Below are 25,950 nucleotides of genomic sequence, written 5' to 3' on the forward strand. Positions count from 1 at the left end.
TTATTCAATAGTCAGTTCCCTAAACAAACTTTCTAAGTTTTTATTCTTTTGGTTAAGCTGTAGAATTTTTAAGCCGTTATCATGGGCAAAATCAAATACGGTAGGACGCATATCCTTTTTGGTGGAAAAGGTCAATTCGTATGTAAAATCGTGTGTGTTTTTTACGTGTTTTATGTGCTTCAAACGATTCATTAGGACATCTTCAACACGATAATCAAATTCGACTTCAATAATTTGTTCCTGGTCGGCTTTTAAATCGGAAAGTTTTTTATCGGCCACAATTTCACCTTTATTGATGATGATAACGCGATCGCAAATGGCTTCAACTTCTTGCATAATGTGCGTGGAGAGAAACACTGTTTTTTCTTCGCCTAAGGATTTGATCAAATGTCGGATTTCGACCAATTGATTTGGATCCAATCCGGTAGTAGGTTCATCCAAAATCAATACTTCCGGATCGTGCAACAAGGCATTTGCCAATCCGACACGTTGTCTGTACCCCTTGGAGAGTTGGCCAATCTTTTTATGCGCTTCTGGTGTTAGTCCGGTAAGCTCAATAACCTCTGCAATTCGCGATTTTGAAACCTGATACACATCGGCATTGAATGCCAAATATTCTTTGACATACATGTCTAAATAAAGCGGATTGTGCTCCGGTAAATATCCGACGCGTTTTTGGACCTCCCGAGCTTGGGTCTGAACATCAAAGTCGTTGACTTTTGCTTCTCCTTCAGAAGCATCAATATAGGTGGTCAAGATTTTCATCATCGTAGATTTACCAGCGCCGTTCGGACCTAAAAACCCTACAATTTCACCTTTATCTACTTTAAAGGAAACATTGTTCAATGCCTTCTGATCGGCGTATAGTTTGGTGATATTATTGACTTCAATGGACATATTTCGAAATATTTGCTCAAAAATAAGCATTTTAGATATGTAATGATTTAACGAAATCGTTGTATTACAAAAAGAATTGAAAAAACATTTTGTTTATAAAATTTATTCTCTACTTTAGCGAAATCAAACGATGAAAACAACAACTTACACATATCAAAACTGGTTTTATTTCTTTTTTAGCAAAAGAGACGAGACTTCGTATGTGTAATTTATGAACAATAAATTTAATATAAAGGTCTCGATGAAAATCGGGACTTTTTTGTTTTAAAAAGTTTCGAAAGTCAGCTAAATGATGAAAAATGTTACATCTAATTTATCCAACTCATGATTAAATCTGTTGCTATACAAGGGATTAAAGGATCCTTCCACCATATTGTCGCTTTGCAATATTTTGACAGTTCAATTCAACATATTGATGAGTGCATGACCTTTGATGGCGCCGTACAAAGTGTTTTGACCAAGAAAACCGATGCGGTAATTATGGCCATCGAAAATTCAATTGCTGGTTCCATCATTCCTAATTACGCGTTGATTGATGATAATCAGCTCCAAATAATTGGCGAACATTATTTGGATATTCAGCATCATTTAATGGCCTTGCCGGGTCAGAGTATTGAAGATATCCATGAAGTGTATTCGCATCCAATGGCCTTGTTGCAGTGCAAACAATTTTTCAAAAAACATCCCCATATCAAATTGGTGGAGGATAAAGATACAGCCGAAGTAGCGCAACGGATTCAGCAAAAACAACTAAAAAATGTAGGCGCTATTGCCAGTCAATTAGCTTCAGAATTGTTCAAACTGGAAATTGTTGCTGAAAGTATTCAATCCATAAAACAGAATGAAACGCGATTTGTGATTGCAGTAACCAATAATTCTGAAGCTCAAGAAGTCCAGATCAATAAGGCGTCCTTAAAGTTTGACGTGGACCATAAACGAGGCAGTTTGGCATCCATCTTGAATGTCATGAGCGACTGTAGGATGAACCTCACCAAGATCCAATCCTTACCAATAATTGAAACGCCTTGGAAGTACGCGTTTTTTGTGGATATCACCTTTGAGGCGTATCAGGATTATCAAAAAGCGAAATCAATAATGGAAATAATGGCCCATAACTTTAAGGTTTTGGGCGAATATAAAAATGCACGACAATGATCACTTTTGCAGATAGACTAAACACGGTTGAAGAGTACTACTTCTCTAAAAAATTGAGGGAAGTGAACTTACTGAAATCCCAAGGGAAACCTATTATTAACTTAGGAATAGGAAGTCCAGACTTAGAGCCGCCATCTCGCGTCATTGATGCCATCACTGAAAGCATGAACGATGCTGTGGCACACAAATACCAAAGTTATCAGGGGTTACCAGAACTCAGGGAGGCTATGGCAGGTTTTTACAAGGAGCATTATGGCGTTTCTTTGAGCCCTTTGACTGAAGTATTGCCCTTGATGGGAAGTAAGGAAGGCATCATGCACATTTCCATGGCGTTTTTGAACGAAGGCGATGAGGTGTTGATTCCAAATCCAGGCTATCCAACTTATGAATCTGTGACAAAACTGGTAGGGGCAAAACCTGTTTTCTACGATTTGGTAGCTGAAAATGATTGGTGTCCTGATTTTCTAACTTTAGAAAAAAGTGATTTATCTAAAGTAAAATTAATGTGGGTGAGCTATCCGCATATGCCAACGGGAGCGACCGCAAGCAATAAGGTTTTTGAGGATATCATTGCTTTTGCGAAACGGCACAATATTTTGGTGGTCAATGATAACCCATACAGTTTTGTGCTGAACGACTATCCGCGAAGCATCTTAAAATATAAGGGCGCCAAAGAGGTGTGTTTGGAACTTAACTCGCTAAGTAAAACCTTTAATATGGCAGGATGGCGTGTTGGGATGGTATTAGGAAAAACCGAATACATCAATGCCATTTTAAAAGTGAAAAGCAATATGGATTCCGGAATGTTTTATGGCATTCAGAAAGGGGCGATTGAAGCTTTAAAATGTTCGAAAATGTGGTTTACAAGTTTGAATAGCGTTTATGAAGAGCGCCGTCAAAAAGTATGGAAATTGGCAACCGCATTGAACTGTACCTATGATGAAAATGCCACCGGACTTTTCGTTTGGGCAAAATTACCCCCACATCTTAAAGCGGAAGACTATATTGATATGATCCTGAAAGAGCATTCTATTTTTGTTGCTCCAGGAACTATTTTTGGAAGTAATGGCGAAGGTTATATTCGGTTTTCATTATGTGCGCCGATTGAGGAATTACAAGAGGCCATTGCAAGGGTGAAATTAGGGGTTGGTGTTCAGTGACCAGTTTTCAGTCGCAGTCACAGTCGCAGTTTGCAGAAAAAATGAATTAAAATGATAATTATATAGGGATCATAGCTCCGAAGGAGCGACATCTTTTTAGGAAATAATGTCCCATAGGGGCGACATATTAGTAATGAAAAATATATACATCATAGGTGTGGGATTGATAGGAGGAAGTTTGGCCCTTGATATTAAAAAACACGATCAGAAGGTAAAGGTTTTCGGGATTGATCATAATGAAAACCATTTGGAGGAGGCCATTCAGCTTAATGTTATTGATGCCAAGGCCACTTATGAAGACCTTAAAAACGCCGATCTGGTCATTCTATCAATTCCCGTAGATGCAGCAGTACATGAAATCAGCAAAGTGTTGGATCTAGTTTCCGATGATGCTTTAGTGGTAGACGTTGGTTCTACAAAAGCTGAAATTTGCAAAGCCATAGACGAACATCCAAAACGTCGAAATTTCTTGGCTAGCCATCCCATAGCAGGAACAGAATTTTCTGGACCAAAAGCTGCAATTTTAGGGTTGTACCAAAATAAGACCAACATCATTTGTGAGGTTGAGAAAACGGCTTTTAAACTTCAGGAAAAAGCACTCAAGTTGTTTTCAGATTTAGGGATGCGCATCCGTTATATGAATCCCGAGGCACACGATAAGCATATTGCCTATGTGTCGCATTTATCGCATATCAGCTCATTTATGTTGGGTAAAACGGTGATTGATAAAGAACGGAACGAACGTGATATTTTTGACATGGCGGGCAGTGGATTTGCCTCTACCGTCCGTCTGGCAAAGAGCTCCCCTGAGATGTGGACGCCAATTTTTAAACAGAACAAAGCCAACGTCCTCGAAACATTGGATGAATTCATCATCAACCTACAAAAATTTAGGGAGTTCATGTATGAAGATGATTTTGAAGCTATTTATTCGGAAATGAAAAACACGAATCACATCAAAGAAATATTAAACGGCATACAATAGTATTAAATAAATAAAAATAAAAGCGCCAAATTCCAATAGGGTCACCTATTAGACTAAACCTTGGAATTTGCCTGCCTGTCGGCAGACAGGGAATTTTAAACTTGGAAATTAATAAGTATTATGGAAAACAAGAAAGAATTGAGAACATGGTTAGATGATTTGAAATTGGATCATCCTTTGGTCATTGCAGGACCATGCAGTGCAGAAACAGAAGAGCAAGTATTGGGTATCGCCCATGAATTGAAAGATACAGATGTTAGTTATTTTAGAGCTGGAATTTGGAAACCACGTACTCGTCCGGGAATGTTTGAAGGGGTTGGGGCGTTAGGCTTGAAATGGCTGCAAAAGGTAAAGGAAGAAACAGGTCTTAAAACCGCAACTGAAGTTGCCAATAGAGCACATGTTGAATTGGCATTGGAGCATGATATCGATTTGTTATGGATTGGTGCACGTTCTACTGTGAGCCCATTTATCGTTCAAGAAATTGCAGATGCTTTAAAAGGAACTGATAAGATTGTATTGGTTAAAAATCCGGTAAATCCAGATTTACCACTTTGGCTGGGTGCAATTGAGCGTTTGGCATCGGCAGATATCAAAAGGCTTGGTGCTATCCACAGAGGGTTTTCAACCTATGAAAAAACAAAGTATAGAAATAATCCTGAATGGCAACTGGCTATCGAATTGCAAACGCGATTTCCTGATTTGCCGTTGATCAATGATCCGTCGCACATCACAGGAAAACGTGATATGATTTTTGATGTGTCGCAAACAGCCTTAGATTTGAATTTTGACGGCCTCATGATTGAGACGCATACCAATCCGGATGCCGCTTGGAGTGATGCTTCACAACAGGTAACACCAGAAACTTTGATTCAAATTATGAGAGATTTACGGATCAGAAAAGAGTCGGATCCAGAAAAAGAATTCAATACAGAATTGAGTAATTTAAGAGCACAAATTGATGTGGTCGATAACCAACTTATTGAATTGTTGGGCAAGCGAATGAAGTTTTCTGATGGAATTGGTGCTCTTAAAAAGCAAAAAAACGTTGCGGTTTTGCAAAGTAAACGTTGGAACGAGATTTTGGGAAATATGGTTTTGGAAGGCGAACAAAATGGATTGAGCGAAGAGTTTATCCTTAAGATGTTCAAAGCGATCCATCAAGAATCCATTAATCACCAAGAGAAAATTATTAACGCTTAATTTGTATCCTTGTCATTCCGAGCGGAGTTAAATTACTTTTTAATCTGAAGTATGATTAATTCCGCTCTAGCTGACAGTAAATACGAAATAGCTAAAGAAAATCGTGGAATTTTCATTTTATATATAAATCACAGGCGCAAATTATCCTAAATAGTTTCTCATCGAAATTTTAAATCTGGAAATATCCTTTATCGACTTAAAAATTGTTATTTTGTTTACTAAATTTGATGCATGACAGGAACCGTTTATAAGTCCACAGGAAGTTGGTACACCGTAAAAACAGATCTCGGTGCATTTTATGATTGCCGAATAAAAGGAAAGTTCAGGATCAAGGACATCAAAAGCACCAATCCGATTGCTGTTGGTGATGTGGTGGGTTTTGACGTAGAAAAGTTGGATAATAAGACTACCGGAATCATCCACACCATTCATGATCGTGAGAATTATATTGTTCGTAAATCAGTTAACCTTTCTAGGCAAACCCATATTATTGCTGCCAATATCGACCAGGTATTTCTGTTGATCACCATAAATAATCCGCCAACATTAACCAGTTTTATAGATCGGTTTTTGGTAACCACGCAAGCTTATCGCATAAAAACCATTTTAGTGTTTAATAAAATGGATACGTATGATGAAGAGCATGTGATGGAAGTCAAGTATTTGTCCTCTATCTATAGAAAAATTGGCTATGAATGTATTGAAGTCTCCGCGCTAACCGGAAAAAACATCGACCATTTAAAAGGATTGATGAAAGACAAAACGAGCATGTTTGCCGGACATTCAGGCGTTGGTAAATCAACCTTGGTCAATGCTATAGAACCCGGTTTAAATCTAAAAACAAAGGAAATATCCATGCAGCACATGCAGGGACAGCACACCACAACGTTTGCTGAGATGTTCGATTTGAGTTTTGGCGCAAAAATAATCGACACACCTGGCATCAAAGGATTTGGCGTTGTAGATATGGATAAAGAGGAAATTGGTGATTATTTTCCAGAGTTTTTCGCTTTAAAACATCAGTGCCGATTTAATAATTGTTTACATGTTGAGGAACCACAATGCGCCGTAAAAGAGGCATTGGACAAAGATGAAATCTCTTTCTCTCGCTATAGAAGTTATCTTCAAATTTTAGAAGGAGATGATGAACATTATCGTACTGAGGAATGGATGAAATGAGTTTTCAGTCTTCAGTTGGCAGTCTTCGGTTGGCAGTCTTCAGTGGGCAGTCTTCAGTGGGCAGTCTTCAATTTTCAGTCTTCAGTGGATATGGGAAATTTACCAGCCAACCGGCAAGGTTTTAAAAACCTCGTAGGTTTCAAAAAGGCATCATCATTTTAGACCTAAACCACCCAACAAGGATATAGATTTTTATGAAAGCAGTCATCCAAAGAGTTTCTAATGCAAGTGTCACCATTGACCATAAACAAGTGGCCTCCATTAATTCGGGTTTACTAATTTTGTTGGGCATTGTGAATGAAGATACACAGGAAGACATACAATGGCTGACCAGAAAGATTGCCAATCTTCGCATTTTTGAAGATGAAAACGGGGTGATGAATCGCTCACTAATTGAAGTTGATGGTGATGCCATTGTCGTCAGCCAGTTTACACTCCACGCCTCCACTAAAAAGGGCAACAGACCAAGTTATATCAAAGCGGCAAAGCCCGAAGTCGCCATTCCTCTGTATGAGAGTTTTATCAATCAATTGGAACAAGATCTCGGTAAAACCGTTCAGACAGGCCAATTTGGTGCCGATATGAAAGTACAACTCATTAATGATGGACCTGTAACGATAATTCTCGATTCCAAGAATGTAGAGTAATCATTTTGATATTTGTTAAAAAAGATTACTTTAGCCTATTAACATGGCCCCATGATCAAAATTTACCGCTTAATTTTTGTTCTGGTTTTTCCTATGTTTTGTTCAGGACAAGAGGATAAACTATTGAACTCCCAAACCGTCCCTACTGCTTTAAGGGAAAATGCGAACGCCGTCGTAAGATGGGATGATTCACAAATTGAAGTTAAGGCTGCAAATAAAATGGTCCAAACCAACAAACGGGTTGTGACCATTTTAAATTCTTCCGGAAACTCTAAAGTCAACGCTTATTTGGGGTATGATAAAGGAATTTCCATCAAAAAAATGGAAGCACGGATTTTTGATGCCCAAGGAAAAGAAATCAAGAAAATAAAGAGGAACGATTTTGAAGATGTCAGCGCAGTTGATGGCGGCACACTTTATTCAGACAGTCGAGTTAAATATCTAGAATATACCCCAATTGACTATCCTTACACCGTACTATTTGAGACCGAGGTTGAATACAGTTATACGGCATACATAAGAAGGTGGAAACCTATAGAAGGCTTTGCCACTAGTACTGAAAACAGTCGCTACGTGTTTCGTTATGATCCTTCCAACGAATTAAATAAATATGAGACCAATTTTGAAACCTTTGGCGTTGTAAATCACTCCAAGCCTGGCGAAATCCATTATGAAGCCAACAACCTTAAAGCTATTGTATATGAAGCGTACAGCCCGAATCTCAAAGATATAACGCCCTACGCCATGCTCAATTTGAAAAACTTCTCCTATGAAGGGTATGTTGGCAGTGCAAATGATTGGGAAGGTTTGGGAAAATGGATGCATGAACAATTGTTGTTGGGAAGGACTCGGGTTTCTGATAAAACCAAGAATGAAATAAATGCCTTGGTGGCCGGCCTCGATGATCCCCTAGAAAAGGCGAAAGTAGTGTATCAATATGTTCAAAATAACACAAGATATATCAGTGTTCAAGAAGGTATTGGAGGCATCCAACCTATAGATGCACTAAAAGTTGATGAGGTAAAATATGGCGATTGCAAAGGCCTTTCCAACTATACCAAAGCCCTTTTGGATGTTGTTGGTGTTGAATCCTATTATACACGAGTTTATGCCTCCCCCGATAATTTAGTGGATATCAATAAGGATTTTGTCTCTTTTCTTGGGCAATCAAATCATGTCATTTTAAATCTTCCTTATGAAGGAACAAATATCTGGTTGGAATGCACAAGTCAAACCTCACCTTTTGGATATAGTGCCAATTTTACGGACGACCGAAATGTTTTTGTGATCCGGCCTGATGGCGGTGAAGTTATCCGCACCAAAATTTATACTGCCGCAGAAAATCTATTGGATACCAAGGCAAATATCGTCTTGACCGAAGATGGCGATATTGAAGCTAAAATCCATCTAAATTCCTACGGTACCCAATATGGACATCATGAGGGGATTCAGAATAGAACATTAAAAGATCAAACACTTCATTATAAAGATTATTGGAGCTATATCAATAATGTAGATATTCTTTCAATGAATTACAACAACGATAAAGAAACGATAATGTTTAATGAAAACATTGCACTTACTGCAAAGAAATATGCCTCAAAAACAGGTGATCGTTTGCTGCTAAGTCCAAATTTCTTCAATGTGCTTTCCAATGTGCCAACGCGTTACAGAGAAAGAAAACTGCCGTTTGAAATAGAGCGCGGTTTTCATGATAGGGATGAATATGTCATTTCCATTCCAGAAAACTTTGAAATTGAAGCACTTCAAAATGATGTGCTTATTGAAAATAAATTCGGCAAATACAACTATTCCATTTCTAAAACAGACGACCATACCTTACTGTTTAAACGCAGTTTTATTTTGAATAAGGGTAATTATGTCAACGCCGATTATGAAGATTTCAGAAATTTTTATTTAGAAGTCGTTAAACAAGACCAATCAAGAATTATCCTCATTAAAAAATCTTAGCCACATGAAAAAAATCGCCTACCTGCTTATTTTTATTGCTTTTAACTGGACCAACGCCCAAGATTACCGATTCGGAAAGGTATCCAAGGAAGAGCTTCAAGAAACCGCATATCCAATGGACTCTGAAGCAAATGCCGCAATTTTATATCTCAATCAAAAAACCTATTACAATTATGTACAAAGTGAAGGTTTTGTTCAAATTACAGAAGTGTATAAGCGGATAAAAATTTATAATAAAGATGGTTATGACTGGGCTACTGGAGAGATCGAATTAAGAGATGACGGTTCAAAACGAGAATCTGTGGTTAGTCTAAAGACGGTAACCTACACCCAAGAGAATGGGAAAATAGAGGTGACCAAATTAAAGAAGGATGGCATGTTTGATGAGAAAAACAATAAATACTGGAAGACCTCAAAGTTTACCATGCCAAATATTAAAGATGGCTGTGTAATTGAATTGGAATATAAGATTACGTCGCCGTACATAAGTATCCGAGATATCAATTTGCAATATGGCATTCCGATAAAGGAATTGGATATGTACGTGAGAATTCCTGAATATTTTAATTTTAATAAATATGTGAATCCAAGAGCGACATACATCCCAAAGATTATCAATTCAGAGGTAATGAGGTCAGAGGTGCTTCATCTTAAAAACACTGGAATTGGGGCTAACGGATTTGTTAAATCGAACCATTCAAGTGAAAAGTGGGAGTTTAAAGAGAACAAAACGGAAATAAAGCTTAAAAATGTTCCTGCGCTTAAAAAGGAAAGTTATGTGAGTGAACTTAGTACATACAAAACCAAATTAATTTGGGAGTATGCTTATTCCAGAGATCTCAAAGGAGTTGTAAAAAACTTTGCAACATCATGGGATGAGGTTACCAAAACCATTTATGATGATACTGGATTTGGAGCAGAATTAAAACAGACAAAGTATTTTGAAGATGAGGTTTCAGCTCTTATCAAAGGGGTTACGGACAAAACTGAAAAAATGAATCTCATTTTTAATTTTGTAAAATCAAAAGTAAAATGGAATGATTATTATGGTTTTATTACAGATAATGGTGTGAAAAAGGCCTATAAAGAAGGCGTTGGTAATGTAGCCGACATCAATTTAATGCTCACTGCCATGTTGCGTTATGCCAAAATAAATGCTAATCCCATGTTGGTCAGTACAAGAAGCAACGACATTCCGGTATTTCCTGCAACTGGTGGATTTAATTATGTGGTAGCCGCCGTAGAAGTGCTTAACGATGTCGTTATTCTGGACGCGACCGATAAATTTTCAACCGCCAACGTGCTTCCAGTAAGAGCCATCAATTGGCAAGGTAGAATCATTAGAGAGGCGGGCACATCAGCCTGGTTTGATCTTAGTCCTAAAGAAACAGTCAAAGAGAATACGTCCTTAAATGCGAAAATTAATGATGATCTTTCTATTGATGGTAAGGTCAGAGGTCAAATGACCTCATTTGCGGCAAAGAATTTCAGGAGTAAATATGAGAATTTCAATACCGAAGAAAAATTGATGGCTCTTGAAAAGGATAAGGGTGAGATAGAAGTATCAAATTATGAGGTTACGGACATGGATGTAATAGATAAACCGATCATGTATGTTTATGATTATAATCTGAAGAATGGCCTAGAGCAAATAGGCGATAAAGTATTTCTAACCCCAATGCTGTTTTTTGCGCCGAAGGAAAATCCGTTTAAAGACGATAAAAGAGAATATCCAATTGATTTTGTATATGCAATGAACGATAGATATACTATTAATGTAATCATTCCAGACGGCTATGTTGTGGAGTCCATGCCGGAAAATTCCGTAGTTCAATTTCAAGGTAGTGCAGGTGAGTTTAAGTATATTGCAATAGCAAATGGGAAGATGTTGCAGTTTTTAATTTCTTTAGATTTGAATCAATCCTTAATTCTTCCTGATGAATATTCTGATTTCAAACAATTCTATCAATTGATGACAGAAAAGCAAACCGAAAAAGTAGTACTTAAAAAAATATAAAATGGAGCTTAAAAATTCGCAAAAGGTAGTAGATGACTGGATCAAAGCCCATGGCGTCCGATATTTTAATGAGCTGACCAATATGGCACAACTTACTGAAGAAGTTGGCGAAGTTGCCCGGATTATTGCGCGTCGTTATGGCGAACAGAGTGAAAAGGAAAGTGACAAGGACAAAGATTTGGGAGAGGAATTGGCCGATGTGGTCTTCGTTGTTTTGTGCTTGGCCAATCAAACAGGAATTGATTTGCAGGCGGCTTTCGACAAAAAAATGGACTTAAAAACAAAGCGGGACCACGACAGGCATCATGGAAATGAGAAATTAAAATGAATTTTATGAGTTAGGAGTTATGAGTTAGGAGTTATGAGTGATGAGTTTTTGAAGATGTAAATTATTCTTTTCGTCAATCGTCAATCCCAATCGTAAATCATTCTAAGGTCTCCTCTGTGAAACTTCGTGCTTCTTTTGTGTCACTTTGTGAAATAGCTTTTCTATTTTCGTAAATCGCAAATCCCGCCTTAGCAAAAGCTGCGGACGGGGAGGCAAAAATCGTAAATCAAAAATCGTCAATCGTTAATCCCATGTTATTAGCTCTTCATAAATCTGCCATCGTAGAAAATCCTCCAAAAATTGTCATCACAGGCTCAAAAAGTGAGTCGAATAGATTGTTATTGTTGCAAGCACTTTATCCGGAATTGCAGATTCAAAATGTCTCCAATTCTGATGATTCCGAAGTGATGCAGAAAGCATTAAAATCAACTTCAAACGTGATTGATATCTCTCACGCAGGGACCGCAATGCGTTTTTTGACCGCTTTTTTTGCCACACAAGAAGGAAGAGAGGTGATCATTACAGGTTCTGACCGAATGAAGGAGCGTCCTATACAAGTGCTGGTTGAGGCCTTAAATGCCTTAGGTTCTGACATCTCCTATTTGGAAACGCAAGGTTGCCCACCCCTAAAAATCAAAGGGAAGTTGTTGTTAAAAGACCAAGTGTCTTTAAAGGCCAATGTGAGCAGTCAATATATTTCTGCATTATTATTGATTGCCCCGAAATTAAAAAAGGGATTGGAATTGACCTTAGAGGGTGAAATTACCTCCGTTCCTTATATCAATATGACCTTAGATTTACTCAATCAAATTGGCGTTAAAACTAGTTTCGAGAATAATAAAATAAATGTGAGTCCGATTGGAAGTCTGAATGTCCATCAACAGCCTTTAACGGTAGAAAGCGATTGGTCTTCGGCATCTTATTTTTACAGTATTGTAGCCTTAAGTCCAGTGGGAACGGCAATCACCTTATCATCCTACAAAAAACGTAGTTTACAGGGCGATTCAGTTCTGTCAAATATCTATACTGATTTTGGTGTAGAAACGAAATTTGGCAAGAACGAAATTACACTTCTAAAAAAAGATGAATGCCACCTGAAAACGATGCACTGCGATCTGAAAAACGCTCCAGATATTGCCCAAACCATTGCGGTAACCTCTTTTGGACTCGGAATAGGCTGTTTTTTAACAGGTTTACATACTCTAAAAATTAAAGAAACGGATAGACTTGTAGCCTTAAAAACAGAACTTGAAAAGTTGGGGGCAAAAGTTTCAATAACTAACAATAGTTTAACTTTAGCACCTCATCAACTGTTTGCGTCAGACGCTAAAACTCAATCAAATAAAGGGTTGGGAGAGGTTATAGCCACTTATCATGATCACAGAATGGCCATGGCTTTTGCGCCTTTAAGTCTCAAAACAAATCTCCAAATTGAAGATGCGATGGTGGTTTCTAAATCCTATCCTACCTTCTGGGACGACCTCAAAATGGTCGGATTTAAAATAACAAAATAATAATCGCACATTTACTTGACAAGGCCTACTTTGAGATTGTATCTTTGCAGCCTGCAAAAATCTATACAAATCGAGCAGTGAAACACTTATAGCTAAGTTTAAACGAATGGTTTGATAGAAAAGGGTATTCTTAAGATTTGTTGGCAAACAGATCTGATCATTAAAAACACATAAATACATGAAATTATCCCACTTTAATTTTAAACTTCCTGAAGAATTATTGGCTGAGCATCCAACAGAAATTAGAGATGAATCCCGTTTAATGGTCTTGGATAGAAAAAAACAAACCATTGAGCACAAAACCTTTAAGGATATCATTGACTATTTTGATGAAGGTGACGTCATGATTCTTAACAATACAAAGGTTTTTCCAGCCCGTTTATATGGTAATAAAGAAAAAACAGGAGCAAGAATTGAAGTCTTTTTATTAAGGGAACTTAATGAAGAACAACGTCTATGGGATGTTTTGGTTGATCCAGCACGAAAAATACGAATTGGTAACAAGCTGTATTTTGGAGATGACGAAACTTTAGTGGCTGAGGTAATTGACAATACAACATCTAGAGGACGTACCTTGCGTTTTCTTTACGACGGATCTTATAAAGAATTTCGTCAAAAATTAACATTACTTGGAGAAACCCCTCTTCCTAAATACATCAAAAGAGAAGTTGAACCAGAAGATGAGGAGCGTTACCAAACTATTTTTGCAAAAAATGAAGGGGCAGTTGCTGCACCTACAGCTGGTTTGCATTTTTCTAAACATCTATTGAAACGTTTGGAAATTAAAGGTATCGAATTTGCTGAGGTCACACTTCATGTTGGTTTGGGGACTTTTAATCCAGTTGAGGTAGAAGATTTATCTAAACATAAAATGGATAGTGAAGAAGCTTTTGTGACTCAAGAAGCTGCAGATATTGTTAATGATGCCAAAGCTCGGAAAAAAAGAGTGTGCGCGGTAGGTACAACCGCCATGAGAGCTATTGAAAGTTCAGTGTCCTCAAGTGGAACACTGAATGAGTTTTCAGGCTGGACCAATAAATTCATATTCCCACCTTATGAGTTTAGCATTGCCAACTGCATGATTACCAATTTTCATACACCAAAATCTACTTTATTGATGATGGCTTCTGCATTTGCAGGTCATGATTTCATCAAGAAGGCTTATGATGAGGCTATTAAGGAAAAATACCGTTTCTATACTTATGGAGACGCGATGTTGATTATTTAATTAACAAAGTCATATAAATAAGGCCTCATCTTTTTGGATGGGGCTTTTTTTTAGTCGGCAGTCTCCGGTCTCCAGTCATCAGTCATCAGTCTCAGTTTACAGTAGGTCGAAGGCTACATTTTTTAGAACGTTTCAACTTCAATTTCAATTTCATCTTCAAATTTAAGCATCAATTGGACGTTGTAACCCAACTTTCTCAAATTATACCCTGACCTTGTCTCATATCGTCAATCCTTTCATTATTTTTGCATCAGCAATGGAAACAATTAAAAAAGACATACGCGCATTATCGAAAGAGCAACTTCGTGAATTTTTCGTCGCACAAGGCGATAAGGATTTTAGAGGTAATCAGGTCTATGAATGGCTGTGGAACAAAGGCGCCCACAAGTTTGAGGACATGACCAATATTTCTAAAGAAACACGACAGATGTTGGAAAACAATTTTGTCATCAACCATATTGAAGTGGACCAAATGCAACGCAGCAACGACGGCACCATTAAAAATGCAGTACGCCTTCATGATGGTTTTATTGTAGAATCTGTTTTGATTCCAACAAAAAAACGTACCACCGCATGTGTGTCCTCTCAAGTTGGTTGTAGTCTCGACTGTAAATTCTGCGCCACCTCGCGTCTGAAACGCATGCGTAACCTGAATCCTGATGAAATCTTTGATCAAGTTGTAGCTATTGACAAACAAAGTAGATTGTATTTCAATAAGCCTTTGACAAATATCGTTTTTATGGGCATGGGCGAGCCTCTTATGAACTATAATAACGTGATCAAGGCAATTGATAAGATAACCTCTCCAGAAGGTTTGGGCATGTCTCCTAAGCGTATTATCGTTTCAACTTCGGGCGTTCCTAAAATGATCAAGAAAATGGCCGATGATGAGGTTAAATTTGGTCTTGCCGTCTCATTGCATTCTGCCGTTGATGAGATCCGCACCTCCATTATGCCTTTTAATGCAACTTTTCCGCTGGCAGATTTAAGAGAGGCTTTAGAGTATTGGTATGCCAAAACGAAAAACCTTATTACCTATGAATATGTGGTCTGGGATGGTATCAATGACTCTAAAAAAGATGTGGAAGCCTTGATACAATTTTGCAAATTCGCTCCCAGCAAAGTCAATTTAATTGAATATAACCCTATTGACGATGGCGAGTTCCAACAAGCCGATAATGCAGCCATAGACATGTACATTGCCATGTTGGAAGCAAATAATATTACCGTTACGGTAAGACGCTCAAGAGGCAAGGACATTGATGCCGCTTGTGGACAACTGGCAAATAAGGCTTAAAAGAGCTTCTTCTTTTTTTTATATTATAATTATCATATAAAATTTAGCTTTCTGAAATTTTAGATAGTATATCATTCCCATTTTTAGTACGTTTGTTAAAGAAATCCGCATGACGACCACCTTTTGAAAATAGACGAACAAATAAAGCAGCCCATTGCCTATGAAATGGAACTTTTTGAACAAAAGTTCCTACTTTCCATGTCTTCTAAAGTGGCGCTTTTAAATAGGATTACCACCTTTATCGTCAATAGAAAAGGCAAGCAAATGCGACCAATGTTTGTGTTTCTCGTGGCTAAAATGGTCAATAACGGCAATGTCAGCGAACGGACCTATAGAGGTGCGTCTGTCATAGAATTGATTCATACCGCTACTTTGGTTCACGATGATGTGGTAGACGATAGCAACAGAAGGCGTGGTTTCTTCTCCGTCAATGCCTTATGGAAGAACAAAATTGCCGTGCTTATTGGCGATTATCTATTGTCTAAAGGTTTATTACTTTCCATTGATAACAACGATTTTGATTTGCTGAAAATTATTTCCGTAGCCGTCAGGGAAATGAGCGAAGGTGAATTGCTGCAAATTGAAAAAGCACGTCAATTGGACATCACCGAAGATGTTTACTACGAAATCATTCGTCAAAAAACAGCTACGCTCATTGCTGCCTGTTGCAGCCTTGGTGCGGCTTCTGTAAAACCCAACGCTCCCGATGTGGAAACCATGCGTAAGTTTGGGGAACTCATCGGAATGGCATTTCAAATTAAAGATGATTTATTCGATTATGGCAATGAAGCCATCGGGAAACCTACGGGTATCGATATCAAGGAACGTAAAATGACCCTTCCGCTTATTTATGCCATTAACAATTCTACTAAAAAAGAAAAGTCGTGGTTGATCAATTCGGTTAAAAATCACAATAAAGACAGAAAGCGCGTTAAGGAAGTCATTGCATTTGTAAAAAGTAAAGGCGGATTGGAATATGCGGTTTCTAAAATGCTGGAATTTCAGGATGAAGCTTTATTGCTTTTAAATAGCTATCCGGAATCTCAATTTAAAGCGTCCTTGCTGCTCATGGTCAATTATGTGATTGATCGAAAGAAGTAGGGTTTGAGCCCGAAGCTTGAAGTACGAATCTTGAAGTGTTTCACTTTTAAAAAATAAAAATACATTTAGTTTATCGCTATAACCTACTTAAGATCAGGTATATTATATCTACTTTTAAACAATTCAATAAAAAATCAACTCCCCTAGGCAACCTTTTGTGTGATTTTTGCGTCTTTATAAATAGAAGGCCTAATAGAACCAATTTTTGAAAGTCATTCAATTACATAACAACAATATCGAGCTCATAAAAAAAGCGGCAAAAAACAATCGTGAGGCACAACGAGTGCTTTATGAAGTTCATGCGCCAAAAATGTTGAGTATTTGTAGATATTATGTGAAGGATATTCAAAAAGCGGAAGAGGTTATGCTCAACGGATTTTTCAAAGCTTTTGTCAACTTAAAAAACTTTAAAAATGAAGGCAGTTTTGAAGGTTGGCTCAGAAGGATCATGGTTAGAGAAGCCATCTCATTTTTGAGGCAAGAAAAGAAGATTGAGTTTTCAGTAGAAAGCTTTGACCTGGATCATCAGCAAACCAATAACATTGAATGTTGCAGCGATACTATTTACGGTGACTGTTTTTTTTAGCGGAAATAGAGATGAGATTCAAGCCCCAGTTATAGTAGATACACAAGAAAAGGTAGATGATCAACTCATTCCGATGGAGAAATTGCCAGTGGAAACACAAATAGCAGATTCCCAAAAAGATGATGAACGTCCAGAGCAAATCGATAAAAATACCGCCAATAAAGAGCTTCTAAAAAAACAGAAAGATGTAACGCCAACAATAAAGCATAACAGTGCCGTTGCTAAAATCGAGAAAGAAATCATTGAGCCATTAGATACAAATCTTCAAAAGGAAATTTTAGAAGATATAAAAGTCACAGAAATTGTTGCCCAAATTCAGGATTTAAAAAGTAAGGGTCAAACGGTAACTGATGCTGATATTGATGCGTTGTTAGTCCAGGCTCAGAAGGAAATCAGGTATCAAACCATGACACAGGAAGGAACATTAGTCGTGGATGCAAATGCGCTGTTACAGGATGTTGAATCCGATTTGCAACAATCGTTTAGAAATAAAATCTTTGAAGCTTTAAAAAATAGTTATGAAACCGTGAAAACTGCAGTTGCGGAACGAAATAATTGAACCACTTCCTGCAAAGGCAGGAATCCCAACAGTAAAAATAAATTCATCAATCAAAAATCGAACATTATGAACACAATCACAAAACTTGTTGTGCTGATCTCCTTATGCTTAATTACAGGCACTTCGCAGGCACAGGACACGCTCCAGAAAACAAAAAGTCAATTAAAAATTGAAAGTTTACAGAAGTATAAAGAAATTATTACCGAAGAGGAAAAAGGATTTCTAAAAACAGAAGTAGAGACGATTAATCAACGTCTTGAAAATAAAGTGATATCTCAAATGGAAGCTGAAGTTTTAAAACAAGAAATGGCTAAAAAAAGAGCGTTGAACATCGAAAATCGTATCGCTATTGTGGACAGTCAGATTGAACTTATTACAAGAAATCCTGAGTATTATTCATCTACACAATTTCGGGAAAATGATTATGTTATTTCCATTGGTAAGAAAAAAGGATTATATATTAAAAATAATAACGAACCGCCAAAATATGACATTCGAACTAGGAACCAAATGCTTTTTGCCATCGGCTTCAATAACACCATTATTGACGACCAAAGTTTAGACGATTCACCTTACCAATTGGGAGGTTCGGGGTTTGTGGAATTGGGTTGGTTATGGGAAACCAGACTTTTAAAAAATTCAAATTTTGTAAGGGTCAATTATGGACTGTCTTTCCAATGGAATAAATTGTCTATAAAAGACAATCAATATTTTGTTGCGAACGATCACGAAACCACCTTGGAAACATTTCCATTGAATTTGAAAAAATCCAAATTCAGAACCACCAGTTTAGTCATTCCAATCCATTTTGAGTTCGGACCTTCAAAATTAAAAGATTATGGAGATCGAATCCGATATTTTACTGACGATCAATTCAAGATTGGTATTGGTGGATTTGCAGGGGTCAATTTAGCGACAAATCAAAAACTGAAGTATAAAGAAAATGGAAACAATCAAAAAGATAAATTTAAATCAGATTACAACACGACCAATCTGGTTTATGGTGTGAGTGGTTATATTGGGGTGGGTGACTTTAGTGTTTATGCCAAATATAATCTTAACGAATTGTTTAAAGACCAAGCTGTTGATCAGCATAATGTGTCTTTGGGATTGCGTTGGGATTTCCGATAAAGTCTGCCAAATTAAATTCAATGAATTAGTGTTAGTCAAAAAGGGTGTTGAAGTTATTCAATGCCTTTTTTCATTTTGATCATCTTTGTATCTTTTCACACTCTTTTTTTGATGTTTTGATACAACTTTGATATGCTGATTTATTCGTTCCTATATTTTATCATAATATCTTTAAACAATTCTGCCGTAGTTGGTGGGGTGTAAGAAATGGCATTGGCGCCCGATTCAATTGCCAATTGAATAGTGTCGTCCGTCCTGCCGCTAGTAGCGATGATTGCTACATTGCCATCAATGTCTCTTATCTTTTTGATAATATCTGAAGTTTTTTCAGCACCTGAAACATTGAAAATATCGACGCCGGCCAAAATTCGTCCCTTGATATCGTCTTTTTCTGAGACCACTGTGATAACTACGGGAACGTCTATTTTCTCTTTTAATCTTTTTATCAAATCATTGGGTGTGGGTTTGTTTAAAACGACGCCCAACGCCCCTTGAAATTCTGCATCAAGTGCCAGATCGATGGATCTATCGCCAGTTGTAATGCCACCACCAACGCCGCAAAATATGGGCTTATCTGCTGCTAAAATCAGAGAATGCGAGATTAAAGGTTGAGGTGTAAATGGATAAACTGCAATAATGGCATTCGCGTTTGTATTGCGGATGATGGCTACATCCGTACTGAATAGAAAGGATTTTAAAAGCTGTCCAAAAACGTAGATGCCTGAACATGAATTGATGATTTCTGGCACTTCTACGATGTTAGTTCGTAATCTACTTGTAAAACGCGGTATTTTTCTCATAGGGTTAAATTTAATTGTTTTTCCCAACCATTATTCTATAAATGATATTATCTTGGGTAAACTCGGGGCGTATATGCAGCTCAAAGGTTAAACGAAGATCGGCTTATTTCCGTACCCCCAAAACGGAATATTAGCCTTTTATTTGATTTCTTTATAGTATTTTTACAAAAAATTACACTACAACTTTGATTTCAAGAGCCACCATAGACCAAGTATTTGAAACCGCCCGCGTTGAGGAGGTGATTGGCGATTTCGTCAACCTCAAAAAATCAGGAAGTAATTTCAAAGGACTGAGTCCGTTTAGCGATGAACGTTCACCAAGTTTTATGGTCAGTCCTGTAAAACAAATTTGGAAGGATTTCAGTAGTGGTAAAGGGGGGAATGCAGTGACCTTTTTAATGGAGCACGAGCATTTCACCTATCCTGAAGCCATAAAGTACCTTGCCAGAAAATACAATATTGAAATTGAGAAAACTGAGCAAACCAATGAGCAAAAGGAGGTTGCCAATGAGCGGGAAAGCCTTTATTTGGTCAACGAGTTTGCGAATACCTATTTTCAAAACATACTCCATAAAACAGATCATGGAAAATCCATTGGACTGAGTTATTTCAAGGAACGCGGGTTTACGACGGATACCATCAAAACCTTCAATTTAGGGTATTCCTTAGATGAATGGCAAGCCTTTACTGACGAAGCCTTAAAGAAAGGATATCAATTGGAGTTTCTTGAAAAAACTGGGTTGACAATCGTGAAGGAAGAGAAGCGTTTTGATCGGTTTAAGGGTCGGGTCATGTTCCCCATCCACAGTATGAGCGGCCGGGTCTTGGGTTTTGGTGGCCGAATTTTGGGTGCCGATAAAAAAGCTGCGAAATATCTGAATTCTCCCGAAAGTGAGGTCTACCACAAAAGTAAAATTTTGTATGGTTTGTTTCATGCCAAGCAATCCATTGCCAAAGAAGACAATTGCTTTTTGGTGGAAGGTTATACAGACGTCATCCAGTTCCACCAATCGGGTGTTAAGAATGTGGTGTCATCTTCCGGAACCGCGTTGTCACCTGAGCAGATTCGATTGATCAATCGTTTGACCAAAAATATCACCGTTCTTTTTGACGGCGATGCTGCAGGTATTAGAGCCGCGGTTAGAGGGATTGATTTAATTTTGGAACAAGGCATGAACGTTAAAGTATGTTCCTTTCCAAACGGTGCCGATCCAGATAGTTTTGCAAGACAAAATACCTCTGCAGAGCTAGCAACCTATCTTGAGGACCATGCCAAGGATTTTATTCAATTTAAAGCGTCTTTATTGGTTGAAGATGCTAAAAACGATCCTATAAAAAAAGCAGATACCATTCGGGAAATTGTCAATAGTATTTCTAAGATTCCTGATCCAATCAAACGGGAGATCTATGTAAAAGAATGTTCCAATATAATGGACATTAGTGAAGCCGTCTTGTTTAGCACCTTGGCTCAGATTGGCAAAAAGGATATCCAGGAAGCCGGTAGACAGCAAAGAACAGAACAAACAGCATTTGAGGTGGTGAGGTCAGAACAGCCTTCCAAAAAAGTGAACCAACAATATATATTGGAGCAGAAAATTATCGAAATTTTACTGCTCTATGGTAATGAAACGGAAGAGTTTGAAGATTTGGTCATGAAGGAAGATGAGGCGGGCAACTTAAAAATGGAGCCAGTAATCCATCAGGCAAAGGTGTTCGAAAAAATTTACTTGGATTTACAGGAGGATGAAATGCAGTTTTCCGATGAGCGATTCCAAAATCTGTATTATATTATTATCGAAGCGCTACATCAGTCAAAAGAGTTTCAGTTGAAGGATTTTATCAACAAACTCGATCAAAAAATGGCTAATGAGGTGACAACCATTTTGATGAATGATGAACGGTATAGCCTCCACGACTGGGAACGCAACCATATTATTCCTAAAGACAAAGATAAATCCATCGCGCAATTGGTCACCCAAACGATCTTGAGCTTAAGGTGCTTCTTAATTGACCAAAAGGTAATGGAATACAAGATGGAAATAGCGCAACCCCAAAAAAATAGCATGGGAATCATGGAAGATGTCCGAGATTATTTAAGATTAAAAACACTTTTATCTAAAAAATTAGGGAAAGTAGTGGGCAGTAAAATTTAAATGGTGCCTATATGTTGCGCTTGATGGATCAAATCCACCAAATTGGTCACATTTAATTTTTTGAAAAGTCTGGCCTTATAGGTGCTCACCGTTTTTTCGTTGATATCGAGTTCCAAAGCAATTTCTTTGTTTTTTTTCCCTGTCGACAGTAATTTCAAAACTTCAACTTCACGAGTGGATAGTCTTTTGTAAAGTTTGCTTTTCTTATTACGGGTATCATCAAAGTGCAAATGTTTCTCCATATTGGCACTCAAGTATATGTCGCCGTTATGTACCTTTATAATGGCTTCTCTAATGGTTTCTATATCGACCGTTTTTGAAAGATATCCAGACGCTCCAGCCTTTATAGTGCTAATGGCATAGATTTCTTCTGGATGATAACTAAACATGATCACTTTTAAATTTTCGTGTTCTTTTTTTATGGCCCTTAAAGCGGTGATGCCATTAAGTTCAGGGAGATCAATTTCGGAAATGATCACATCTACAGGATAACGTCTTATATATTCAAAGATTTCGATTCCTGTACCTACAGTTCCAACCACTTCAATGTCTGGATCTGATTTAAAAAGCAATTTTAAGCCTTTTCTTACAATGGAATGGTAGTCCACAACCAATACCTTAATCATAATTTATTGTTTGTTAGTTCATTAGTTAGTCTATGCGCTTAAGAGGGTAAGTTTTAGATTGTGGAGATTTGCTACGTAAATGTAAGAAAAAAAACATGGAATTCAGTTGATTTGGACAACATTCAATGCATTGCATGAAAAAAAATCAGATTATTTTAAGTTTTTAGGTATTTCGCATATCGGAATAGGAATCATTTTATGTTGGTTGTTTCTATTAAGTTTTGAGAATAGTTCAAAAATCTCGCGTTTTCTGCCTTCAAAATCCTGGGCTTTTTTTCCGTTTTCTTTCATCGTCATTGCCCATTCCAGCTCAGGATAGGACGCCCCAATCTGTTCTTCATCACTTCTATCATCGCCAAACAATCCGTCGCTTGGTGCGGCTTTAATAATTGAATCCGAAACCCCTAGCACCTTGGCAAGGTCATAAATTTCAGACTTCATTAAATCGGCAATAGGGTTCAAATCTACGCCGCCATCGCCATATTTTGTATAAAATCCAATTCCAAAATCCTCGATTTTATTTCCTGTACCCGCTACCAGTAAACCATGCAATCCGGCGTAATAATACAGCGTGGTCATTCTTAATCTCGCCCGTGTGTTTGCAAGCGCCAGATCAACGGTTGCTTGATTTTCAATTATGGAAACTTCAGCTTTAAATTGATCAAATACGGGCGTAAGATCCACTAATGCATTTTTTACATTAGGAAAATTATTCCTTAATTGGTTTATGTGCTCTTGTCCTCTGGACACGTGGCTTTCTGGCTGATGTATTGGCATTTCTATACACAATACCTCCAGTCCTGTTTTGGCACATAAAATAGAAGTCACGGCCGAATCAATTCCGCCAGATATACCAATTACAAAACCCTTTACGTTGGCATTGTTGGCGTAATCTTTTAACCAATTTACGATGTGGTCAATAACTTTTTCAGTTTGCATTTTTTAGAGGATTTAACACAAAGAATACTACCTTTGTACCACAAAAATAAAGTAATCGCCTAAGTAATAAAAATTAAAGAGGTTATAATAATTCTATGAGGAATGTTGGTTTTCTATTAGTTCTACTGTTTGTTTTTAACGCTTGTAAAGAAAATAATCAGCTAGAACGTGAAATTTCTAAAGTTGATATTGACTTTAATGTGGAGCGTTTTGATTTGGATTTCGCAAGTGCTAAATCTGAAGACTTACCTAAGTTGAAAAAGGCCTATCCTTTTTTATTTTCAGAGCGTATACCTGATTCTATATGGATTGAGCGCATAAATGATTCGCTTCAAAGAGAACTGTCAAACGAAGTTGAAAACACCTTTTCCAATTTTAATGACATTCATGAAGAAATTGAATCCTTATTTCAACATTTGAAATATTACGATAAATCCTTTAAAGTGCCTCGGGTCATAACGGTGACTTCCGATGTGGATTACAGAAATAAAACGATTGTAACAGACACCATTGTATTGATTTCTTTAGATACCTATTTGGGGTCTGAGCACATTTTTTATGAGGGTATCCAACGGTTTTTAACCTTAAACATGAAGCGTTCTCAGATTGTGAGCGATTTGGCAGCAAACTATTCCGAGAGATATATTTTCCAAAATAAACCAAAAACCCTATTGGATGATATGATCTATTTTGGAAAACAATTATATTTTAAAGATAAAATGATTCCATTTAAAACAGATGCTGAAAAGATTGGATATTCTGAAGAGCAACTAGACTGGGCCAAGGCAAATGAAAGTGAGATCTGGCGTTATTTTATCGAACGGGAATTGTTGTATAGTACCGATAGTAGTTTGGCTGGGCGATTTATTGCGAATGCACCGTTCTCTAAATTTTATTTGGAACTGGACAGTGAATCTCCAGATAGGATAGGTCAGTATTTAGGCTGGGAAATTGTAAGATCATTTATGAAGAATAATGACGTTCCGTTCATGGAGATGTTGCAAATGGAGGCTGATGAAATTTTTAATAAATCTAAATTTAAACCACGTAAATAATGTCTAAAACCATAAAGTCAACCATTGAGTTGCACGTAGAATTGGATGAAAACCGCGTGCCTGAAAAACTAAGTTGGACGGCACCCGATGGCGGCATCGATAATGAAGAGGCAAAAGCCATGATGCTTTCAGTTTGGGATAGTGAAGCAAAAGAAACTTTACGTATCGACCTTTGGACAAAAGATATGCCCGTAGATGAAATGAAACTATTTTTTCATCAAACTTTGGTCGAAATGAGCAACACCTTTCATCGCGCTACTGAAGATGAAAAAATGAGCGCAACCATGAAGGATTTCTGTGATTATTTTGCCGAAAAGTTAGAGTTGAATAAGTAAGTTATATTAACCTGCAAGGTTTTTAGAACCTGGCAGGTTATTATAAATAACAAATAAACAATGCGAAAACTCCTGTATGTTTTAATCCTAGTGTTGGTTGTCATGTTCGGCTATCGCCTTATTTTTAATGATAAGGAGAAAACGATTCTACAGGAAAATTCTGCACTCATCCAGGAACAGATTAAGAATGTCAGTAAATTAGTGGTCACCGAAGGACATTTCAGTCAGGTGTTCACTTATAAAAATTCAAAAGCTATTTTTGCCAACTTAGTCAATGTTGAAAAGAAAGCGCTTGTGGTAGTCAATGCAGATGTAACGGTTTCCTACGATTTGAGTCAGATTGAATACGAATTGGATGAAGCCTCTAAGACACTTAGGATTTTAAGCATTCCAAAAGAAGAGATCAATATCAGTCCTGATTTTGAATATTATGATATCACTGCCGATTATTTAAATCCGTTTAAAGCGGAAGATTATAATAAAATTAAAGATAAAGTTAGAGTGCTATTGATGAAAAAGATTGAAGCGTCAAATTTAAAAAGCAATGCGCAAAATCGTTTGATCAGCGAACTATCAAAATTCTATATCCTGACCAGTTCTTTAGGATGGACACTTCAATATGAAGGTAATTCCATTAAATCATCTGACGATTTACAGAACATAAAATTGTAAGGATACGGCAATATAAATCGAATAAAACAGACCTGATTTCAAATTATTGCTAATTAAATGCCTTTTCTATAGAGGATGGTTTAGGAGGGAACTTTCTTATTTAAACTCAACCAGCCACCACCATTTGTCGCGATAATATTATTCAAATTTAAAAATTCAGCGGCCTTTGCAGCCCTGGCGCCACTGGCACAACACGTAATCACAGGTTTATTTATTTTTTTAAGTTCGCCAATACGATTTCTTAAGTCATCCAAAGGAATATGTTTTGCATGCTTAATATGGCCATTGTCCCATTCCCTTTGAGTCCGTACGTCCAAAATGATGGCGCCTTTTTCTAAAAGTTCATTTATTTGTCTTTTCTTGATACCGAATATAAAATCAAAAATTCCCATAGTTTTCTTTTGTTTAAATT

25 protein-coding genes are annotated in these 25,950 nt (G+C 37.3%); 20 read left to right on the forward strand and 5 right to left on the reverse strand.

The window, feature by feature from the left end:
* The gene (gene gldA / locus VLZ86_RS15700) at positions 1–897 is read right to left on the reverse strand and encodes a gliding motility-associated ABC transporter ATP-binding subunit GldA (protein WP_325453131.1); all 897 of its coding nucleotides are present in this window, start codon (positions 895–897) and stop codon (positions 1–3) included.
* A gap of 324 nt (positions 898–1,221) precedes the next feature.
* On the opposite strand from gldA, the gene VLZ86_RS15705 reads away from it, so the two are divergent.
* The 16 genes from VLZ86_RS15705 to VLZ86_RS15780 all read left to right on the forward strand — a co-directional run bounded on the left by VLZ86_RS15705 (position 1,222) and on the right by VLZ86_RS15780 (position 18,958).
* On the forward strand, positions 1,222–2,052 hold the full coding sequence (locus VLZ86_RS15705) for a prephenate dehydratase (RefSeq protein WP_325453133.1): 831 nt from the start codon (positions 1,222–1,224) through the stop codon (positions 2,050–2,052).
* Complete coding sequence (locus VLZ86_RS15710; protein ID WP_325453135.1) at positions 2,049–3,212, forward strand: pyridoxal phosphate-dependent aminotransferase; 1,164 nt, start codon at positions 2,049–2,051, stop codon at positions 3,210–3,212. Before VLZ86_RS15705 ends, VLZ86_RS15710 begins: the two co-directional genes overlap by 4 nt.
* A 133-nt stretch (positions 3,213–3,345) precedes the next feature.
* Positions 3,346–4,197 carry a prephenate dehydrogenase gene (locus VLZ86_RS15715; RefSeq protein WP_325453137.1) on the forward strand — a complete coding sequence of 284 codons (852 nt, stop codon included), beginning with the start codon at positions 3,346–3,348 and terminating at the stop codon, positions 4,195–4,197.
* Between the two features lie 120 nt (positions 4,198–4,317).
* Positions 4,318–5,400 (forward strand): bifunctional 3-deoxy-7-phosphoheptulonate synthase/chorismate mutase type II, encoded by a 1,083-nt coding sequence (locus VLZ86_RS15720; protein ID WP_325453138.1) that lies wholly within the window; start codon positions 4,318–4,320, stop codon positions 5,398–5,400.
* A 231-nt stretch (positions 5,401–5,631) separates the two neighbouring features.
* The gene (rsgA, locus tag VLZ86_RS15725) at positions 5,632–6,579 is read left to right on the forward strand and encodes a ribosome small subunit-dependent GTPase A (RefSeq protein ID WP_325453140.1); all 948 of its coding nucleotides are present in this window, start codon (positions 5,632–5,634) and stop codon (positions 6,577–6,579) included.
* Positions 6,580–6,773: 194 nt separating this feature from the next.
* On the forward strand, positions 6,774–7,226 hold the full coding sequence (dtd, locus tag VLZ86_RS15730) for a D-aminoacyl-tRNA deacylase (RefSeq protein WP_325453141.1): 453 nt from the start codon (positions 6,774–6,776) through the stop codon (positions 7,224–7,226).
* 51 nt (positions 7,227–7,277) lie between these two features.
* Entirely contained in the window at positions 7,278–9,197 is a 1,920-nt protein-coding gene (locus VLZ86_RS15735; protein WP_325453143.1) for a DUF3857 domain-containing protein, read from the forward strand.
* A 4-nt stretch (positions 9,198–9,201) separates the two neighbouring features.
* Positions 9,202–11,214 carry a transglutaminase domain-containing protein gene (locus VLZ86_RS15740; RefSeq protein WP_325453145.1) on the forward strand — a complete coding sequence of 671 codons (2,013 nt, stop codon included), beginning with the start codon at positions 9,202–9,204 and terminating at the stop codon, positions 11,212–11,214.
* A 1-nt stretch (position 11,215) separates the two neighbouring features.
* Positions 11,216–11,542: a nucleotide pyrophosphohydrolase gene (locus VLZ86_RS15745; protein WP_325453147.1), complete on the forward strand. Its 327-nt coding sequence runs from the start codon at positions 11,216–11,218 to the stop codon at positions 11,540–11,542.
* A gap of 251 nt (positions 11,543–11,793) precedes the next feature.
* Positions 11,794–13,056, forward strand: a complete 1,263-nt coding sequence (locus tag VLZ86_RS15750) for a 3-phosphoshikimate 1-carboxyvinyltransferase (RefSeq protein ID WP_325453149.1) — start codon at positions 11,794–11,796, stop codon at positions 13,054–13,056.
* 178 nt (positions 13,057–13,234) lie between these two features.
* Complete coding sequence (gene queA, locus VLZ86_RS15755; protein ID WP_325453151.1) at positions 13,235–14,284, forward strand: tRNA preQ1(34) S-adenosylmethionine ribosyltransferase-isomerase QueA; 1,050 nt, start codon at positions 13,235–13,237, stop codon at positions 14,282–14,284.
* Between the two features lie 256 nt (positions 14,285–14,540).
* Entirely contained in the window at positions 14,541–15,581 is a 1,041-nt protein-coding gene (rlmN, locus tag VLZ86_RS15760; RefSeq protein ID WP_325453153.1) for a 23S rRNA (adenine(2503)-C(2))-methyltransferase RlmN, read from the forward strand.
* A gap of 123 nt (positions 15,582–15,704) precedes the next feature.
* Positions 15,705–16,682: a polyprenyl synthetase family protein gene (locus VLZ86_RS15765; protein WP_325453155.1), complete on the forward strand. Its 978-nt coding sequence runs from the start codon at positions 15,705–15,707 to the stop codon at positions 16,680–16,682.
* 205 nt (positions 16,683–16,887) lie between these two features.
* Entirely contained in the window at positions 16,888–17,268 is a 381-nt protein-coding gene (locus VLZ86_RS15770; RefSeq protein ID WP_414652567.1) for an RNA polymerase sigma factor, read from the forward strand.
* The gene (locus VLZ86_RS15775) at positions 17,225–17,827 is read left to right on the forward strand and encodes a hypothetical protein (RefSeq protein ID WP_325453157.1); all 603 of its coding nucleotides are present in this window, start codon (positions 17,225–17,227) and stop codon (positions 17,825–17,827) included. Before VLZ86_RS15770 ends, VLZ86_RS15775 begins: the two co-directional genes overlap by 44 nt.
* Positions 17,828–17,893: 66 nt before the next feature.
* A complete protein-coding gene (locus tag VLZ86_RS15780) occupies positions 17,894–18,958 on the forward strand; it encodes a hypothetical protein (RefSeq protein WP_325453159.1) in 1,065 nt (354 codons plus the stop codon).
* 140 nt (positions 18,959–19,098) lie between these two features.
* On the opposite strand, the gene VLZ86_RS15785 is transcribed toward VLZ86_RS15780, so the two are convergent.
* A complete protein-coding gene (locus VLZ86_RS15785) occupies positions 19,099–19,758 on the reverse strand; it encodes a hydrolase (protein ID WP_325453161.1) in 660 nt (219 codons plus the stop codon).
* Positions 19,759–19,943: 185 nt separating this feature from the next.
* Between VLZ86_RS15785 and dnaG the strand changes: the two genes are divergently transcribed.
* Positions 19,944–21,911, forward strand: coding sequence for a DNA primase (gene dnaG, locus VLZ86_RS15790; protein WP_325453163.1), 1,968 nt, complete (start codon positions 19,944–19,946; stop codon positions 21,909–21,911).
* On the opposite strand, the gene VLZ86_RS15795 is transcribed toward dnaG, so the two are convergent.
* Both VLZ86_RS15795 and nadE read right to left on the reverse strand, forming a co-directional pair.
* Positions 21,908–22,537 (reverse strand): response regulator transcription factor, encoded by a 630-nt coding sequence (locus VLZ86_RS15795; RefSeq protein ID WP_325453165.1) that lies wholly within the window; start codon positions 22,535–22,537, stop codon positions 21,908–21,910. The two genes, dnaG and VLZ86_RS15795, sit on opposite strands and share 4 nt — an antisense overlap.
* A gap of 150 nt (positions 22,538–22,687) precedes the next feature.
* On the reverse strand, positions 22,688–23,476 hold the full coding sequence (gene nadE / locus VLZ86_RS15800; RefSeq protein WP_325453167.1) for an NAD(+) synthase: 789 nt from the start codon (positions 23,474–23,476) through the stop codon (positions 22,688–22,690).
* Positions 23,477–23,571: 95 nt separating this feature from the next.
* Here nadE and gldB point away from each other — a divergent pair, with 95 nt between their 5' ends.
* The 3 genes from gldB to VLZ86_RS15815 are packed head-to-tail and all read left to right on the forward strand — an operon-like array spanning position 23,572 to position 25,538.
* A complete protein-coding gene (gene gldB, locus VLZ86_RS15805) occupies positions 23,572–24,531 on the forward strand; it encodes a gliding motility lipoprotein GldB (RefSeq protein ID WP_325453169.1) in 960 nt (319 codons plus the stop codon).
* Complete coding sequence (gene gldC, locus VLZ86_RS15810; protein WP_325453171.1) at positions 24,531–24,866, forward strand: gliding motility protein GldC; 336 nt, start codon at positions 24,531–24,533, stop codon at positions 24,864–24,866. The genes gldB and gldC overlap by 1 nt, the downstream gene beginning before the upstream one ends.
* A gap of 60 nt (positions 24,867–24,926) precedes the next feature.
* Positions 24,927–25,538 carry a DUF4230 domain-containing protein gene (locus VLZ86_RS15815; RefSeq protein ID WP_325453173.1) on the forward strand — a complete coding sequence of 204 codons (612 nt, stop codon included), beginning with the start codon at positions 24,927–24,929 and terminating at the stop codon, positions 25,536–25,538.
* Positions 25,539–25,618: 80 nt separating this feature from the next.
* On the opposite strand, the gene VLZ86_RS15820 is transcribed toward VLZ86_RS15815, so the two are convergent.
* On the reverse strand, positions 25,619–25,930 hold the full coding sequence (locus VLZ86_RS15820) for a rhodanese-like domain-containing protein (RefSeq protein ID WP_325453175.1): 312 nt from the start codon (positions 25,928–25,930) through the stop codon (positions 25,619–25,621).
* Positions 25,931–25,950: the final 20 nt, after the last annotated feature.

Origin of the sequence: Gelidibacter sp., from assembly GCF_035515035.1 — a bacterium.
Classification (GTDB): domain Bacteria; phylum Bacteroidota; class Bacteroidia; order Flavobacteriales; family Flavobacteriaceae; genus Gelidibacter.